Source organism: Parafrankia colletiae (genome assembly GCF_001854655.1).
GTDB lineage: Bacteria > Actinomycetota > Actinomycetes > Frankiales > Frankiaceae > Parafrankia > Parafrankia colletiae.
In genome coordinates, this window is sequence record NZ_MBLM01000003.1 from 1 (window position 1) to 17,381 (window position 17,381).

At 71.0% G+C, this 17,381-nt stretch carries 13 protein-coding genes; 5 read left to right on the forward strand and 8 right to left on the reverse strand.

Translation table 11 applies throughout. The features are described from left to right. Positions 1 to 1,791, reverse strand: a 1,791-nt coding sequence (locus tag CC117_RS02360; protein WP_116287673.1) for a DUF6541 family protein, incomplete at its 3' end; no start/stop codon positions are given. Positions 1,792 to 2,272: 481 nt separating this feature from the next. Between CC117_RS02360 and CC117_RS02365 the strand changes: the two genes are divergently transcribed. Continuing rightward, a complete protein-coding gene (locus tag CC117_RS02365) occupies positions 2,273 to 2,749 on the forward strand; it encodes an HIT family protein (RefSeq protein WP_071082084.1) in 477 nt (158 codons plus the stop codon). A 12-nt stretch (positions 2,750 to 2,761) separates the two neighbouring features. On the opposite strand, the gene CC117_RS02370 is transcribed toward CC117_RS02365, so the two are convergent. From CC117_RS02370 to CC117_RS02400, 7 genes are all read right to left on the reverse strand, one after another. Next, positions 2,762 to 3,130 (reverse strand): RNA-binding S4 domain-containing protein, encoded by a 369-nt coding sequence (locus CC117_RS02370; RefSeq protein ID WP_071082260.1) that lies wholly within the window; start codon positions 3,128 to 3,130, stop codon positions 2,762 to 2,764. 60 nt (positions 3,131 to 3,190) lie between these two features. Beyond that, on the reverse strand, positions 3,191 to 4,918 hold the full coding sequence (locus tag CC117_RS02375; RefSeq protein ID WP_241829758.1) for a DHA2 family efflux MFS transporter permease subunit: 1,728 nt from the start codon (positions 4,916 to 4,918) through the stop codon (positions 3,191 to 3,193). Positions 4,919 to 5,076: 158 nt separating this feature from the next. Then, positions 5,077 to 5,898: an SDR family oxidoreductase gene (locus CC117_RS02380; protein WP_071082085.1), complete on the reverse strand. Its 822-nt coding sequence runs from the start codon at positions 5,896 to 5,898 to the stop codon at positions 5,077 to 5,079. A 124-nt stretch (positions 5,899 to 6,022) separates the two neighbouring features. Beyond that, positions 6,023 to 7,537 carry a lysine--tRNA ligase gene (lysS, locus tag CC117_RS02385; RefSeq protein ID WP_071082086.1) on the reverse strand — a complete coding sequence of 505 codons (1,515 nt, stop codon included), beginning with the start codon at positions 7,535 to 7,537 and terminating at the stop codon, positions 6,023 to 6,025. A 150-nt stretch (positions 7,538 to 7,687) separates the two neighbouring features. Next, positions 7,688 to 9,637 (reverse strand): ABC transporter ATP-binding protein, encoded by a 1,950-nt coding sequence (locus CC117_RS02390; protein WP_071082087.1) that lies wholly within the window; start codon positions 9,635 to 9,637, stop codon positions 7,688 to 7,690. Beyond that, on the reverse strand, positions 9,634 to 11,370 hold the full coding sequence (locus tag CC117_RS02395; RefSeq protein ID WP_071082262.1) for an ABC transporter ATP-binding protein: 1,737 nt from the start codon (positions 11,368 to 11,370) through the stop codon (positions 9,634 to 9,636). Before CC117_RS02395 ends, CC117_RS02390 begins: the two co-directional genes overlap by 4 nt. 280 nt (positions 11,371 to 11,650) lie before the next feature. Beyond that, positions 11,651 to 12,118 (reverse strand): hypothetical protein, encoded by a 468-nt coding sequence (locus CC117_RS02400; RefSeq protein WP_018639243.1) that lies wholly within the window; start codon positions 12,116 to 12,118, stop codon positions 11,651 to 11,653. 404 nt (positions 12,119 to 12,522) lie between these two features. On the opposite strand from CC117_RS02400, the gene CC117_RS37810 reads away from it, so the two are divergent. The 4 genes from CC117_RS37810 (at position 12,523) to CC117_RS02415 (ending at position 17,381) form a co-directional block, all read left to right on the forward strand. After that, a complete protein-coding gene (locus tag CC117_RS37810) occupies positions 12,523 to 12,669 on the forward strand; it encodes a hypothetical protein (RefSeq protein WP_018639240.1) in 147 nt (48 codons plus the stop codon). Positions 12,670 to 12,840: 171 nt separating this feature from the next. Then, entirely contained in the window at positions 12,841 to 13,986 is a 1,146-nt protein-coding gene (locus tag CC117_RS02405; protein ID WP_071082263.1) for an acyl-CoA dehydrogenase family protein, read from the forward strand. A gap of 244 nt (positions 13,987 to 14,230) precedes the next feature. Further along, positions 14,231 to 15,421: a serine hydrolase domain-containing protein gene (locus CC117_RS02410; protein WP_071082088.1), complete on the forward strand. Its 1,191-nt coding sequence runs from the start codon at positions 14,231 to 14,233 to the stop codon at positions 15,419 to 15,421. Positions 15,422 to 16,367: 946 nt separating this feature from the next. Then, a complete protein-coding gene (locus CC117_RS02415; RefSeq protein WP_241829759.1) occupies positions 16,368 to 17,381 on the forward strand; it encodes a hypothetical protein in 1,014 nt (337 codons plus the stop codon).

The window sequence follows — 17,381 nt, forward strand, 5'->3', positions numbered from 1 at the left end:
CGGCGGCGGCGGCGGCGGCGGCGGCGGCGGCTGGAGGGTTACCTGGATCTCGATGCGGGTGCCGATGACCTGCCGCAGCGGCTCGAACGTACCGCGGAAGCTTCCGGGGGCGGCAGGGTCCCACACCTCGCCCGGACGCAGCCGGTAGATCGTGYGGCCGGGCATGCGATCGGGCAGCTCGGCGGTGCGGGGGCCGATGTCCGCCGCGTACACGACCGGCCCGTCAAGATCAGGGGAGTTTCGCAGCGTGTGGTAAGGGATCTGCGCGTAGTGGCTCGGTACCGGCGGCGACACGACGATCACGGCGGGCCCGTCCAGCTGGTCGGGGATCATCGATTCCAGGAACGCATTGCCCGCGTTGACCCCCTGCTGGACGTCGATCCGGGCGGGCAGGGTGGGCAGGGTGATCGCGACGAGCCCGACCCCGGCCGCGACGGCGAGGCCCGGTCGGGCGATCCGCGTCGGCACGCGCGCCAGGACGCTCCAGAGCCATCGCGCACCGTCGGCGGCGAGGATGACGACCGGAGTGAACGCCGCCAGGTGGTAGTGCGGGCCGAGCCCGTTACGCAGGCCCGGCATCGCGAAGGCCGACCCCCACCAGAAGGCGTAGCCCAGCAGTACCACGCCGGTCGTGGCCAACAACATGATCCGTTCGGGCCGGCGCCGAGGCGCGAACAGGCCGACGGCAGCGAGCACGATCAGGCCCAGACCGCCGAAGAACCAGCTCGGGGCGGCTGCGAGGGTGTCGCCGAGGGCATCGAGGGCCAACCGCCGAGTGAACATGAAGCTCGCTTCGGACGGCAGGATGCGACGCGGTCCGAAACCGAAACGGTCCAGCGGATCCGACGCGGACAACGGCATGCGCAGCGGCGACCCCGTGACGTGCCAGCAGTACGCCAGGAAGACCGCGACCATCGGCAGCGCGCCGAGCACCGCCCAGAGCGCCCGGCGCGGCAGGATCCGCAGCTCCCGCCGGGCCCGCACCACCGCCAGGACCGCTACGGGAAGGACCACGAGCACGGCGTCGAACGGACGGATCAGCAGCGCGAACCCCGCCGCGGCCCCGCCCAGGAACAGGGCGGACCGCGCGCCCGTGCGGAGACCGCGCAGCAGTTCGGCACTGGCGAACACGAGTGTCGCGGCGCACGCCGCGTACGCGAGAGGCAGCGCGGTGTGCAGGATCACCAGCGGTGACAGTGCGACCCCCGCAGCCGCGGTGAGTGCGGTACGCACCTCGCCGAACAGCTCCCGGGCCAGCCGGTACGTCCCGGCGACCCACGCCGCCGCCATCGCAGCGGGCGCGACCACCATGGTCCCGAACAGCGCCTGGGAGAGCGCGAGCGCCGCGGGCCAGCCAGGCAGGTACTTGGTGAACACCCGGCCGTCGTGCACGCCGGTGAGCCAGGGCCGGAAGAACGGCTCGACCGAGGAGGCGTCCAGGGTCAGCCGGCCCTGGAGCAGCATCCGCGCCTGCAGCACGTACGCGGCCTCGTCCGCGTCCCCCGTTCCGTCCCGCAACAGCGTCTTCTGCAGCGCCAGGCTCACCGCGAAGGAGCACAGCGCAAACAGCGTGACCACGACGGCCGGTGAGCGCACTGCTCCCGCGATGAGCAGGATGCGCGACTCCCGCGGCCTCCGAAGCGCCTCCGACACCCGCGGCACGGCCGGGATGGGCGGCATCCGCGGCCTACCGGTGCGCCCGACCGCGGGGTCGGTGACCGCGCCGTCGGTGGCGAGGGGGCCGGTGGCCTGCTCGTCGACCGTCGTGTCGACGGACCCGTCGACGGTCATCGGCCGCCGTCTGCGCTGACGGTCCTCGTCATGAACGCGTCATGAACAGGCGTCGAACATCTTCGATCAGGTTCATGCTCAGCCCCATCCCACGCCGGCGCGCGGATTCGTCCACGACGATTGATCGTGTACCGAATGCTCCGTATGCAGCACCTGGAATGATAGAAACCCATTGACCGGTTCCGGCGGGCGGGGCCGGGAAGACCCACTTCAGCGCTGTGAGCTGGGCACATACCGGTGACAGGAGCCACCCGGCGTGATAACGGCCAGACGGCGCACCGCGGACATGAGCACAATCTCCGGGAGGGACCGCCGCAGCCGCTCCTCCGGTCCGGGGCGGCCCGCCACCGCTGCGGCGCAGGCGGCGGTGCTTCCGGCCGCAGCGCATGCCTTCGGCTCCGCTTCCACCAGCGACGGAAATCCCGGCTTCTCCGTCATGGATTCATCCCGGCGGCCATCCCCGCGGTTCTATCGTTGTCGCATGGTCACCCGTGACGAGAACGGCTCGGACGGCTGCTATTCCTGCGAGCAGAATGCCGCCCTCGCCGGCCTGCCGACCCGCGAGCGGATTCACGTCAGTGGCGGCTGGCGGGTGGCACACGCGATCCGCTGCGCGATGCCCGGCTGGCTGGTTCTCGTCGCCCGCCGGCACATCACCACGATTGCCGAGCTCGACGATGCGGAGGCCGCCGAACTCGGCCCCCTGTGCCAGCGGCTGAGCCGGACGCTCGTCGAGGTCACCGGGTGTGCCCGGACCTATGTCGCGGCGTTCTCCGAGGCGGCGGGATTCACACATCTTCATGTGCACGTCATCCCCCGGGCCGGCGACCTGCCCGCCGACCAGCTGGGGCCGGCCGTCTTCAGCTGTCTGCGCCGCCCGCCGGCGGAATGGGTTTCCCCGGAGGTGATGGACAGCCTGTCCCGTTCCCTGGCGAGCAGGCTCGCGCCCGCGCTGTAGACCGGCGGCGCCTCAGCGTTCGCGCAGGCGTTCGATCGCCCGGCGGTCCCGCTTGGTCGGACGCCCGGTACCGCGGTCGCGAACCGCGATCATCGGCGGGCGCTCCGGACGCGGCGGACTGTTGTCGAGGTAGCACTCGGCTGCCAGCTCGGCACCCACCCGCTTGGTGATCACTTTGGTCACCACGACGACACGCTCGTAGCCGTCCTGGCRGATGCGGACCTCGTCCCCGGGCCRCACCCCGCGCGCCGGTTTCACCCGCTCGCCGTTCAACCGGACATGGCCGCCGCGGCAGGCGTCGCCGGCCTGCGTCCGTGTCTTGACGAGACGGACCGACCAGATCCAGATGTCGACCCGTGTGGTGCCCTCCAGTGACGGCATGCCCACGATGCTACGAAGCCCGCGGCCCACGCCCACGCCCACGGGCGCGCCCGCGTTCGGTCACCGGTCCGGCGCCGTGGCCGGTTCGGCCGGGCCGACCTCGACATCCACCTGTCCGCCGGCCGGCCGGATGTGGGCTCGCCCGCCGCCGCGGGGCAGCGATGTCAGGGCGACGACCAGCGCAGCCGCCATCAGACCGACCGGCACGCCCAGAGTGTTCCGGAACGCTTCGGCGAGCTGTGCCGCGGTGTCCGCAGCACCGGCACCCGCCGTGCCGCCACCAGCCTGGCCGGGGTCCCCCACGTCGAGCGGCCCGGCGGCCTCACCGCCGCCGATCAGGGAACCGAGGCCCCGTGTCGCGAGGCCCGAGGCGAGCACCACCGACGTCAGTGCGGTGCCGATCGAGACACTCACCTGGTTGGTGATGGTCAGCAGGGTGCTCCCGGACGGCGCGTCCCGGTCGTCCAGGTGGCGCAGCGCCGTCGTGATGGTCGGCATGATCGTCGAACCCGCGCCGATGCCCATGACGGACAGGGCGACGACGAGCTGCCAGTACGGGGTGTCCGCGTCGAGCAGGAGCAGCACGGTGAACAGTCCGCAGGTCGCCAGTGCGATACCGAAGCCGACGATGCGCGCCGGCGGGACCCGGTCGACCAGCCGGCTCGCCACCTGCAGGGAGATGCCGGTCGCCAGTGCCTGCGGGATGCCGAGCATGCCGGTCGCCGCCGGGCTCAGCCCGCGCGCGGCCTGCAGGTAGAGGGGCAGTACCAGCATCGAACCGAAGTAGGCCGCCGCGAACAGCGCCAGTGTCAGAGCGCTCGACCCGACGGCTTGCCGGCGCAGCAGCGTGATCCGGACCAGCGGGGCCGGCACGCGCGCCGCGCGAACGGCGAACCCGGCCACCAGCGCGATGCCGGCGAGGGCGGGAACGAGGACCACCGCGGAGGCCACCGTTCCCTGTCGCCCGCTCTCGGCCAGCCCGTAGACGAACAGCGCCAGCCCAGGCGCGATGAGCCCCAGCCCGAACAGATCAAGCCGCTCGCGTGGGCTGCCGGTATCCGCGGATCCGGCGGCACTCGCAGAAGTGGCGGCACTCGCGGGCGCGGCGGTGAACGGGCGCAGTGCGCGGGCCGCGAGCAGGAGGGCGAGGATGCCGACAGGCAGGTTCACCAGGAAGATCCACCGCCAGGAGAACTCGACGAGCGAGCCCCCGAGCGTCGGCCCGATCACGGGGCCGACCAGGACCGGCAGGCCCAGCAGGCCCATCGCGCGGCCGCGGCGCTCGGGCGGGGTCGCCCGCAGGACGATCATCATCGCGACCGGCTGGACCAGCCCGCCGCCGATCCCCTGCAGGACCCGGAACGCAATGAGCGACCCGACGTCCCAGGCCAGGCCGCACAGCGCCGAGCCCAGTACGAAGGCGGCCAGCGCAGCGGTGTAGATCCGGCGGGCGCCGAACCGCCCCACCAGCCAGGCGCTGGTCGGGACGGTGACGGCCAGGGCCAGTGTGTAAGCGGTCGACACCCACTGGATCACCGGGAGTGTTGCGTCAAGGTCCTCCGCCAACGTCCGGATCGCGACGTTGATGATCGTGATGTCCAGGACGACGAGCAGCCCGCCGAGCACCAGCACCGTGAACACGAGGCCGGTCGGGACCGCGCCGGCACCGGACGTCACCGGCGGGGTCGGTGACGTCGCCGAGGCCCGCGGGGCTGACGGGGCTGACGGGGCTGACGCGGCTGGTCGTCTGTCGTCGGTGTCCGGTTCCTCGCCTGATCGCAGGGCCACGTCTCGATCCCCTCCCGCGGGGCCCTCGGCCATGGGAGCCCGAGCCCGGTTCGACATCCACCGCGACTCAGGCTGCTCCCTCAACTGCGGTTCAGGTCAACGGCGACGTCGGTGGCGGTCGGCGCGCGGGTTCGGCCGGGGACCGGGGCCGCGGTGCCTCAGCCGGTCGGCAGCAGGCGACGGACGGCGGCGACGGTCCCGCCGTCGACGAGGATGTCGGTGCCACTCACATAACTGGCATCCTGGCCGAGCAGGAACGCCGCGGCGGCGGCGATGTCGTCCGGGGTGCCGAGGCGCTTCGCCGCGGACATCGCCACCATCGCCCGCATCTGCTCCCCCGACTCTCCGGACAGCTCGCCCTGGCCCATCGGGGTGGAGATGACCCCCGGGCTGATCGAGTTGATCCGCGCACCGCGCTCGCCCCAGACGGCCGCCGCGGCCTGCACCCGCACGATGTTGGCCCGCTTCGCCCGGGCGTAGGCGACGCCCGGTGAGCCGAGGGCGTCGGGGGCGAGGAACGGCAGGTCCAGCAACTCGTCCGTGGGTGCCGTGGCGGCGGCGGACTCCTGCTCCGGGGTCAGGCCCGCCAGGTACCCCGACATACTGGCGATGACGACTCCCGCCCCGCCGGGTGCGATCACCCGGGCGAACTCGTCGAGTACCAGTGCGACGCCGAGCAGGTCCACCCGCAGGATCGCCTCGGTCGAGGCCTGCGTGGGTGAGAGCCCCGCAGTGTGTGCGACCTGGGTGACCCGGCCGAGGCCGGCTGCGGTGTCAGCGAGAGCGGCCACCGACTCGCGGCTGGAGACGTCGACCACCTGGGTGGCGACGTCCTGCCCCTCCCCGCGCAGGACGTCGGCGACACCGAGCGCGGCGTCGCTGACATCGGCCAGCAGGAGCTTGCGGCCACTGCCGATCCGCCGGGCGATCGCCCGCCCCATACCGCCCACGCCGATGACGACGACAACGTCCTTATCCACCTGAGACCTCACTCTTCAACCGCTGCTCGCGGAGGTGTATCGAGACGGCTACTCGCCGCGCGATCGTCGGCCGGATGTCAGCCGAATGATCCGCGGGCGAACTGCGTCTGCCGACAGTCGGTTCTCAGACCGCCCCGAGTTCATCGCCGCCGCCGATGTCGCGCGCGCCGGTTTCGCCCGCGGCCGCGTCGCCGGCAGCGGTGTCGCCGGCAGCGGTGTCGGCCTGCTGCCCGCGACGCGAGTCGCGCATCAGCGGGAACAGGACGACCTCGCGCAGGGTCGGCGCGTCGGTGAGCAGCGCGATGAGCCGGTCAATGCCGATACCGAGGCCGGACATCGGCGGCATGCCGTACTCCATCGCCTCGATGAAGTCCTCCTCGAGCATCATCGTCTCGTCGTCGCCGGCAGCCCGCAGCTCGGCCTGCTCCTCCAGCCGCCGGCGCTGCTCGACCGGGTCGACCAGCTCGGAGTAGGCCTTCACCAGCTCCCAGCCGTTCACCACGACCTGGAACATGTCGAGGCGGGACGGGTCGGCGTCGCTGCGCCGCGCCAGCGGCACCAGCTCCGCCGGGTGGTGCACCAGGAAGCACGGCTGGACGAGGTGCGGGCGCACGGTCTTCTTGTAGAGCAGATCCACGAGTCCCGCGTAGGAGGCGGCGTCATCGACCTCCAGCCCGAGCTCGGCGATCCGGGCCCGCAGCGTCGGCAGGTCACGGACGACCGTCAGGTCGATGCCGCTGTGCCGGGCGACCTCGGCGCGGTAGTCGAGCTCCGGCCAGTCGGCGCCGAAGTCGAGCTTCACCCCGTCGTAGGTGACGGTGCGGCTGCCGAACACGTCGTCGAGGACGGCCAGCACCATCTCCCGGACGAACCGCATGTTGTCGCGGTAGTCCCAGTAGGCCGCGTACCACTCGAGCATCGTGAACTCCTGCAGGTGCGAGGGATCCATTCCCTCGTTGCGGAAGTTCCGGCCGAGCTCGTAGACGCGGTCCAGCGAGCCCACGACGACTCGCTTGAGGAACGTCTCCGGCGAGATGCGCAGGTAGAAGTCCTCACCGAGGGCGTTGTGGTGGGTGACGAACGGGCGGGCGGCCGCGCCGGACGCGGCTTCCTGCAGCATCGGTGTCTCGACTTCGAGGAAGTCGTTGTCGTCGAGGAAGCGGCGGATGCGGGAGATGGCGCGGGCGCGGGTGCGGAAGCGCTCGCGGGAGTCGTTGTTGACCAGCAGGTCGAGGTAGCGCCGGCGCAGCCGGGACTCGACGTTGGACAGCCCCTGCCACTTGTCGGGCAGGGCCCGCACCGTGCGGTTGAGCACGACGAGCTCGGAGGCGCCGACGGTCTTCTCCCCGCGGCGGGTGGTGTAGACCCTGCCGGTGACACCGACGAAGTCACCGATCTTGACCGCGCGGGCCCACTCCTGGAACGTCTCGACACCCAGCTCGTCGCGGGACAGCGAGACCTGCACCCGACCGGCGCGATCCTGGATGTGGCCGAAGACCAGCCCACCCATCCGCCGCCACAGCACGACGCGGCCGGCGAGGCGGACGACCACCCCGTCCTCGGCGGCGCCGGCGGCGGTGGTCACCGAGTCGGTGTCATACCCGGAGCGGGGACCCGCCGTGGACTCGTCCGTCGCCATGCACAACACCCTTTTGCGAGAGGTTCCCCGCCCGGCGACACCCGGGCGTCTTCACGGCCCGGCGCGCGCGGGAGCGCCGACGGCTCGCACACCCAAGCCTACTGGCCGCCCTGGTCCGCCCGATCTCCCGCGCCGGCCGGCCGAGCGGTGTCAGCCGGCTTCTGCCACGGCCTGTGCGAACTGGGCGCGGTAGAGGCGGGCGTAGGCACCGTCCGCGGCAAGCAGGCTGACGTGGTCGCCCTGCTCGACGATGGCCCCGTCCTCCATGACGAGGATGGTGTCGGCGTCGCGGATGGTGGACAGCCGGTGCGCGATCACGAAGGCGGTTCGGCCGTGCCGCAGGCCGGACATCGCCCGCTGGATCAGCACCTCTGTCCGGGTGTCGACGGAACTCGTCGCCTCGTCCAGGACGAGGATGAGCGGCTCGGCGAGGAACGCGCGCGCAATGGTGATGAGCTGCTTCTCACCGCCGCTGACGCCGACGCCCTCGTCGTCGAGCACGGTGTCGTAGCCGTCGGGCAGGGTGCGCACGAACCGGTCGACGTGCGCGGCGCGGGCCGCGTCGACGATCTGCTCGCGGGTGGCCCCCTCCGCGCCGTAGGCGATGTTCTCCGCGATCGTCCCGCCGAACAGCCAGGTGTCCTGGAGGACCATGCCGATGGAGGAGCGCAGCTCCGCCCGGGACATCTCGGCGATGTCGGCGCCGTCCAGCGTGATCCGCCCGCCGGTGATGTCGTAGAAGCGCATCAGCAGGTTGATCAGTGTGGTCTTGCCGGCGCCGGTGGGCCCGACGATCGCGACGGTGTGGCCCGGTTCGGCGACCAGCGACAGGTCGTCGATGAGCGGCGTGTCCGGTTCGTAGCGGAAGGCCACGTGCTCGAAGGCGACCCGGCCGCGGGCCTCCCCGGGCCGGGCGGGCACCAGCGGGTCGGGATCCTGCTCGGCGGCGTCCAGCAGCTCGAAGACCCGTTCCGCCGACGCGACCCCCGACTGCAGCATGTTCGCCATGCTGGCCAGTTGCGTCAGCGGCTGGCTGAACTGCCGCGAGTACTGGATGAAGGCCTGGACGTCGCCGATGGACAGCGATCCGGAGGCCACCCGCAGACCACCTACGACGGCCACCAGCACGTAGTTCAGGTTCCCGATGAACATCATCGCCGGCTGCATGAGGCCCGAGATGGACTGCGCCCGCCAGCTCGCCTCGTAGAGGCGCTCGTTGTACTCCCGGAACGTCTCGGCGGCTTCCTCCTGCCGGCCGAAGGCACGCACCAGCGCGTGCCCGGTGTACATCTCCTCGATGTGACCGTTCAGTGCCCCGGTCGTCTTCCACTGGCCGACGAACTGCGGCTGGGCGATCCGGCCGATCCGGGTGGTGACGACGAGCGACACCGGCACCGTCACGACGGCGATCAACGCCAGCAGCGGGGAGATCCAGACCATCATCGCCAGCACGCCGATGATGGTCAGGACGGAGACGACGATCTGCGAGAGGCTCTGCTGCAGGCACTGCCCCAGGTTGTCGATGTCGTTGGTGACCCGGCTGAGCACCTCCCCCCGCTGGCCGCGGTCGAAGTACCGCAGCGGCAGCCGGGTGATCTTCGCCTGGACGTCGTCACGCAGGTCGTTGAGCATGCGCTGCAGCGCCCGGTTCGTCAGCCGGGCCTGCAACACCCCGAACACCCCGGCCACCAGGTAGACGATCAGCACGAGGAGCAGCACCCGGCCGATCGCGTCGAAGTCCATCCCCGTGCCGGGGGTGACATCCGCGGAGGCCAGCAGGTCGGCCTGGGTGTCGTGACCCTCCGCCCGCAGCCGCGCGATCGCCTCCGCCTTGGACGTCCCCGCGGGCAGGCGCGAGCCGATCAGACCGGCGACCACCAGGTCGGTGGCGTGCCCGAGCAGCCGCGGGCCGGTGACGGTGAGGGCGATGCTGATGACGGCGAGCGCGATGGCGGGCAGCAGCAACACGCGCTGCCTGYTCAGCAGCCCGAGCAGGCGCCGGATCGAGACCTGGAAGTCGCTGGCCTTCTCCCCGCCGGCGCTGAAGAAGCGGCCGGGGCCGGGCATCGGGCGTGCGCCGCCCGCCGGTGGGCGCGTCATGCCGCTGCCTCCTCCTCGGTGAGCTGTGAGAAGACGATCTCACGATAGGTCGCGTTCTCCGCCAGGAGCTCGTGATGGGTGCCAGCACCGACGATCCGGCCCTCGTCCAGGACGATGATCTGGTCGGCGTCGCGGATCGTCGCCACCCGCTGGGCGACGATGACCTTGGTCGCCGCCGCGGTGTCGCGGGCCAGCGCGGCCCGCAGCCGGGCGTCGGTGGCGTAGTCCAGCGCCGAGAAGGAGTCGTCGAACAGGTAGATCTCCGGGCGCCGGACCAGCGCCCGCGCGATCGCGAGACGCTGGCGCTGCCCGCCGGAGACATTCGTGCCGCCCTGGGAGACCGGGGTGTCCAGGCCGTCCGGCATGGCCGCCACGAACTCCCGGGCCTGCGCGATGTCGAGCGCCCACCAGAGTTCGTCGTCGGTCGCCTCCGGGTTGCCGTAGCGCAGGTTCGACGCGATCGTCCCGGTGAACAGGTACGGCTTCTGTGGCACGAGAGCGACTGTCTCGGCGAGCAGCTTCGGGTCGAGGTCGCGGACGTCCACGCCGTCGATCAGCACCGAGCCCTCGGAGACGTCCGACAGCCTGGGGACGAGGCCGAGCAGGGTCGACTTGCCGCTGCCGGTGCTGCCGATGACCGCCACGGTCTGCCCCGGCGCGACCCGCAGGCCGATCTCGCGCAGCACCGGCTCCTCCGCGCCCGGATAGCGGAAGCCGACGTCGCGCAGCTCCAGCTCACCGCGCCGGGCCAACGTCAGCACCGGCTCGGCCGGCGGGCGCAGCGTCGACTCCGTGGACAGCACCTCCTGGATGCGCTCCGCGCACACCTCGGCCCGCGGGATCACCGCGAACATGAAGGTGGCCATCATCAGCGACATCAGGATCTGCATCAGGTAGCTGAGGAAGGCGGTCAGCGCCCCGATCTCCATGCCACCGCTGTCGATGCGGTAGGCGCCGAACCAGATGACGGCGATGCTGGAGATGTTCACCACCGTCAGCACCAGCGGGAACAGCAGCGCCATCAGACGCCCCATCCGCAGCGAGATGTCGGTGAGGTCGGCGTTCGCCGTGACGAACCGGCGCTTCTCGTGGCTGTCCCGCACAAAGGCCCGGATCACGCGCAGTCCACTGATCTGCTCACGCAGGATGCGGTTGACCTCGTCGAGGCGCTCCTGCATACCGCGGCCCAACGGCTGCATCCRCCGGATGATCAATACGATCATCCCGGCCAGGATCGGGACGATCCCGACCAGGAGGAGGGAGAGCGTCGCATCCTGGTGCACCGCCAGCGCGATGCCACCCAGGCACATGATCGGCGCCGAGATCATCATCGTGAACGACATCAGCAGCATCATCTGGACCTGCTGGACGTCGTTCGTGGCCCGGGTGATGAGCGACGGCGAGCCGAACCGGCCGATCTCCCGGGCGGAGAAGGACTGCACCCGCGCGAACACGGAGGCACGGATGTCGCGCCCGACCCCCATCGCGGTGCGCGCGCCGAAGAACACCGCGCCGGCCGAGCAGACGGCCTGCAGGAGCGTGACCGCGAGCATCACCCCGCCGAGGCGGACGATGTAGCCCGTGTCGCCGGGCACGACCCCCTTGTCGATGATGTCGGCGTTCAGCGTCGGCAGGTAGAGCATGCCCAGCGTGGCGGTGAACTGCAGCACCACCAGCAGGGAGACCGCCCTGGTATAGGGCGCGAGATGGCTCCTCAGTAGTCTGACAAGCATGTGATCTCCGTCGGCGGGTCGGCCGGTCATCGGTCATCGGGTCGCCGGGTCGTCCCGGGCTGCGGCAGGCCGATACGGAGAGTACGACTGAATCCGCCGCTCGGGTGCGCCTGGTGGATTGGCGGATACGAGCAGAACGCGGATACGCGCAGAACACAGACCGGCCCCGGTGCCCGCGCCCAGGCCTCCGAGGAGACACGGGCACCGGGAACACGGGGCCGGAATGCGTCAACGCACCATGCTCGCCGACGCGGTCGCGTCGCGGCCACAGCCGCGACGCTCAGCGGCGCTCGAGCACCCAGGAAACCGCCACGGCCACGGCCAGCACCACACCGACGATCAGCAGGCCGCCGATGATGTAGAAGCCCACCGTCTTCACCAGCGCGACGAAGACCGGTAGCGCGGCGGCGAGCAGAAAGATCCCGCGGCTGCGCACCGGGGCGTTGAGCATCGTGCTGAACTTGCGCGGCCAGCTTTCCCGCCGCACGTTGAGATCGTCGAGCATCGCCGGGATCACCCGGATCGTGGACCACGTCAGCACGACGAACGCGATCGCCAGACCCCACCCGTACAGGAAGCCGAACCCGCGCCCGAACGCGTCGAACGAGGCACCGGCCCCGACCACGGTGATCACCAGCGGGATGTACCAACCGGTCGTACGGTCCTGCCTCGCCTGGCCGGCGAACCGGCGGGCCTGGGCGAACCGCTCTCCCTGCCAACCACGGTCACCCGGGTTCATGTTGACCATCGACCTTCCTCCCTCGACGGCCCCCAGTCCGTCCTGCCCCGCCTGATCCCCCCACGACCCGCGACCCCAGGTCATCGCGGACCGTGCGCCCCCGGTTGCAGGGACGCACCCCCGCATCGTCCTTCAGGACGGCCCGCGACCGAGGCCGGTTCCGCCACCTTCGGACGAACCCGCGAGCACCTGGCTCGATTGTCCGGCTTCCGGCGACCTACCCGCATCTCAGTATCTCGGATACACACCAACAACCGGAGAACATCGGCAGACCATCACAATCCCGCGCGAGGCAGCGGCCCAGGGTRCACGGACACAAGAGGACACAACGTGGCATCGCGCGCCCGCTCGGCTTCCGCGTCCGGGAGACGGTAGGGAAGACCGGATCGGGGATGGTCTGAAGGGACACTGCCATGAACCGTTCCACCCGCCCGGTCCGCCGCATCGCGGTGACGATCGTCGCCACCGCGACTCTGGGCCTGCTCACCACCGCTGCCGGCTGTCAGCCCGGCGAACCGTGCCCCTACCCACCCAGCAACACCCACCGCAAGGACTGCTGATCCACCGATCGGCCCACGCGTCCTGGCTCCGTTCCGGCGGGCCCGTCACGGGCCGCCGAATCGCGGTACAAAACTACTGCGGTCTCACGTTCCGACATGGACACCGGATCGCCGCGGACTCCGGTACGCCCGGAGGCCGCGGCGGTCGCCGCCGACGCACCGGAGGTCACGATGCCCGCCGAACGCCAGCTCCCGTCATCGGAGGCGAAGGAGCTGGTCGAGCTCGCCGCGACGATCTGCGACCGCGAGCTGGCGCCCATCGTCGCCGAGTACGAGGCCGAGAGCCGGTTCCCGCGCAAGGAGTTCACGGTGCTCGGCCAGGCCGGCCTGCTGAGCCTGCCCTACCCGGAGCGCTTCGGCGGCGGTGAGCAGCCCTACGAGGTGTACCTCCAGGTCCTGGAGGAGATCTCGTACCGGTGGTCGGCCGTGGCGGTCGGCGTCAGCGTCCACGCGCTGTCCTGCTACCCGCTGGCGACCTTCGGCACCCCGGCGCAGCAGGAGGAGCTGCTGCCCCGGCTGCTGTCCGGCGACCTRCTGGGTGCCTACTGCCTCTCCGAGGCGCACGCGGGCTCGGACCCGGCGGCGATGCGGGTGACGGCGACCCCCACCGACAACGGCTACGTGCTCAACGGCACGAAGGCCTGGGTCACCCATGGCGGGGCCGCCGACTTCTACACCGTGTTCGCGCGGACGTCCCAGGACACCCGTGGTGGTATCTCCTGTTTCCTCGTCGACGCGGACAACCCCGCCATCCGGTTCCACCCGCCGGAGAAGAAGATGGGGCTGACCGCCTCCCCCACCACCCAGATCAGCTTTGACGACACGCCGGTGCCGGCGTCGCGGCTGGTCGGCGAGCGCGGGCAGGGGCTGTCGATCGCGCTCTCGGCGCTCGACTCCGGGCGGCTCGGCATCGCCGCCACCGCTGTCGGGCTCGCCCAGCGGGCCCTCGACGACGCGGTCGCCTACGCGAAGGAACGGCAGGCGTTCGGCAAGTCGATCATCGATCACCAGGGCCTCGGGTTCCTGCTCGCCGACATGGCCGCGGCCGTCGAGTCGGCGCGCGCCACCACCCTCGCCGCCGCCCGGCGCCGCGACGCCGGCCTGCCCTACGGGCGCGCCGCGTCGATCGCCAAGCTCGTCGCGACGGACGCGGCGATGAAGGTGACCGAGGATGCCGTCCAGGTCCTCGGCGGCGCCGGCTACACGAAGGACTTCCCGGTCGAGCGGTACATGCGCGAAGCCAAGGTCATGCAGATCTTCGAGGGCACCAACCAGATCCAGCGCCTCGTCATCAGCCGCCACCTCGCCAGGTCCTGACCACCGCGCGGCCGGGGTTGCGCGGCGTGTCCGCGCAGTCGGGAACCCGCGCAGCCGGGGGCCCGCGCAGCCGGAGTCCGCGCCACCGGGGGCCGCCCGGCCAGGGCCCGCGACCGCGGAGCACAACCCCGGAGGACAACCAGGGCACCCAGGGCCCGCCTTGCGGCTTTTGGTTTTCCGGGCCGGATGAGTAGGGATACGGTCACACCTCGTTTCCGTAGCTCCGGCCCGAACGAGGTTCCCGATGCGACGACCGTCCCGGCTCGCCTGCTGTCTCACGCTGACAGCAACCGCCTTACTTGTTGCCGCCGGTTGTTCCGGCGGCGGGGGCACGTCCGGCGAGAACGCCGCCACGCCCCCGACGGGCGCGACGCCGTCCCAGGCCGCCACGGCGCAGTCCTCCGTACCCGGTGATACCTGGGAGACGGTGGACCCGCGGTCGGTCGGCTTCGACCCGGCCGAGCTGGAGAAGATCGCCACCACCGCGGAGCAGGGCAAGTCGACGTGCCTCCTGGTCTCCCGCGACGGGAAGATCGCCGGCGAGTGGTACTTCCGCGGGGCCACCGCCGAGACCCCAGCGGCGGTCTACTCGGTGACCAAGTCGCTGATGTCCACCCTGGTGGGAATCGCCCAGGACGACGGTGACCTGAGCCTGGACGACTCCGCGTCCACCTGGGTCGCCCCGTGGAAGGGCACCCCGGCCGAGGCTGTGACCGTTCGCGACCTGGTCAGCAATGACTCGGGGCGGCGGTGGAGCGTCGGGATCGACTACGACGAGCTGATCAGGGCCCAGGACAAGACCGCCTTCGCTGTCGGGCTCCCCCAGGACAGGAGGCCCGGAGAGGTCTGGGCCTACAACAACTCGGCCGTGCAGACGCTGGAAGAGGTCCTGCGCGGCTCCACCGGTCAGGAAGTCATCGACTTCGCCCGCGAGCGGGTCTTCGCGCCGATCGGCATGAACGACAGCACGATGACGACCGACGCCGCCGGCAACACCCTCGCCTTCATGGGTCTGCAGTCGACCTGCCGGGACCTCGCCCGGTTCGGCTACCTGATGCTGCGTGACGGCGACTGGGCCRGCGACCAGATCGTCTCGAGCGACTGGGTCACCGCGGCGACCGGACCGTCGTCCACGGAAATGAACGCGGCCTACGGATATCTGTGGTGGCTTAACCACGAGGGTGTCCTGGCGCAGCCGCTGGCCGCCTCCGACATTTCCGCGGCGGCCGATCCGGCGACCCGACAGGGCCGCCTGGTGCCCGGTGCGCCGGATGACATGTTCTGGGCGATCGGGCTCGGAAACCAGATCGTGCAGATCGATCCCGGCTCGGGAACCGTCGTCGTCCGCCTGGGTACCCCGGAGAGCCGGCCGCAGCCGCCGACATTCGGCGCGGCGGAGGCAAGCCGGGTCGTTATCGACGCGCTCGTCGACTGATACCCCACAGCCCGCCGCCCCCTGCCCGGAGAAGGGCGCTCCCGGGTTCAAGAGCAGTGTATCCAAAAACCAGAATTTGATTACTGATCCAGCGAAATCAGATCATGCCATCCGACGGAACGGCGTGTCGATCAACTGCCGACCCGGATCAGGAACCCTCCAGGACGGGCCGGGAAGCCGTCCGGGAACCAGCCGTGGACGTTCGGACGCCGGCCCGGGAACCCGCCCGCAACTAGTTCACGCCTGGTCTCCGGGCGCCCCTGGCAGGGACAGGACATGCCCGGGGCGGCCCAAAGCTTGTTGCGACAGAACGGGCTCCGTTCGCCCCCGCTTCGGACACCCGGCAACGCCCCAGGTGACCCTTGAAGCCCCTCGAACCAGCCCGAAGTCCCAGCTGTCGCGTCAGCACGCGATTGAGACGAAATTGCGACTACACTGCCTCGTCGGAGCCGCGAAGATCGGCGCGAAGATGTCCGATTGATCCGGTTGTGCGTGCTTGCCGCGCATCCCGGCACCCAGTTTTCTGAGCCTGCGGCACCCACCCGGTACCCACTCGCCGCTCGCACCCAGGGAAAGGGGAATGCAGATGCGAGAACGCGTACGGCGCGACACGGCCAGGAGCCGTTCGTCACGGCGCGCGAACGAGATCGACCCGGCGGCGGCTAACCAGTCCGACCGGAACCAGAAGGGACCACACTTCACCCGCCACGATCGTTCACCCGACAACGAATCTGCCGGCCAGATTCGGCGCGTCGACCCATCACGGGCACACGCCACGTATCATGCGCAACAATCAGAAGGGGCAGCCGGCGATCGCACTGGCGCCACCGTCCCGCCGTCCGGCGCCCCGAGGGCACGCGGACGATCGAAGCAGAGAGAGGATCCACGCCGTGCCGCGAACGCGTCCTTCGGCCAGGCTGGCAGTGCACGCCCGGACGGTGTGTGGGTGACCCTCGCGGGAGCCCGCCCCAAAGGGCCGCGCGCCGATCTCGGTGATGGCCCGCAGAAAGTCCTGCTCACTCGCTTAAACGAGCTGAACAACCCCTACCGGGTCAGTTACGAAATGGTGGCTCGGGAGCTGTGGAGCAAGAGCGAGCCCACAAAGGTCCAACGCTCGCGGACGCGTGATCTGAGCCGGCAGTTCCGCGGCGAGAAGGCGATCGAATGGCGCGTCATCGAGGTCTACCTCCAGCTGCTTTTCGCCGCCGCCGACCCGGAGCTGCCCCAGCAGCTGGAACAGTTGCGCCTGATGCATGTCGAGGCCTTCGGTGCCACGGTCGACCCGGACGGGCAGCCGGCCCCCGAGACCGATGAACCGACGATCGACGCGGCTTACGTCGCCGAGCTGTCACGGCAGTTGGACGAGGCTCGGACAAGGGCCGCCTTCGCGACCGCGCTGCTGGTCATCGTCCAGGCGGAGAACACAGCTCTCCGCGGCCGGAGCAGGTCCTTCGACTGGTTCGGGCCCGCGGGCGAGCAACAGACTCCGAACCGGTCGCGCCGCCGCGGGACCGCCGGGGCCGCCGGGACCGCGGACGCCACCAGGGCTGCCGGAGCCCAGGAGGCTGCCAGAGCCGCCGGCGGCCACCAGCCCGGCACCGGCGGTTCGGCCAGCCCTTCGGAGCCGTCGGCGAACTCGCCGATCGACCCGATCACCGCTCCCATAGCGCGCCGCCAGGCGTACCGCGCGGCCCAGCGTCGACGATCGGGCTTCCCCGCCGGCGGCGGCGGCGAGCCGTTGCCGGCGCCGGTGCGGCTGCCGACGCACACCACGGCACCGGCGGTCCCGGCGCAGGTGCCGGGCCCGGCCGCGGGGTACTCACTCGCGGCGCTCACCCGCTACCGCGCCGTCCCGGCGGCACCGCGCCGGGCGCCCGGCGCCGAGGCGGCACCGTCCGACGACCTCGGGCTCGACATTCTGGTCGGGAGGGAGAAGCGCCGCCGTGGCGGGCCGCGCTGA

Excerpts from the sequence above, each read along its gene's own strand:
- CC117_RS02365 (WP_071082084.1), top strand. The coding sequence starts at position 2,273 with ATGGTCACCCGTGACGAGAACGGCTCGGACGGCTGCTATTCCTGCGAG.
- lysS (WP_071082086.1), bottom strand. The coding sequence starts at position 7,537 with ATGGCGACGGACGAGTCCACGGCGGGTCCCCGCTCCGGGTATGACACC.
- CC117_RS02400 (WP_018639243.1), bottom strand. The coding sequence starts at position 12,118 with ATGGTCAACATGAACCCGGGTGACCGTGGTTGGCAGGGAGAGCGGTTC.
- CC117_RS37810 (WP_018639240.1), top strand. The coding sequence starts at position 12,523 with ATGAACCGTTCCACCCGCCCGGTCCGCCGCATCGCGGTGACGATCGTC.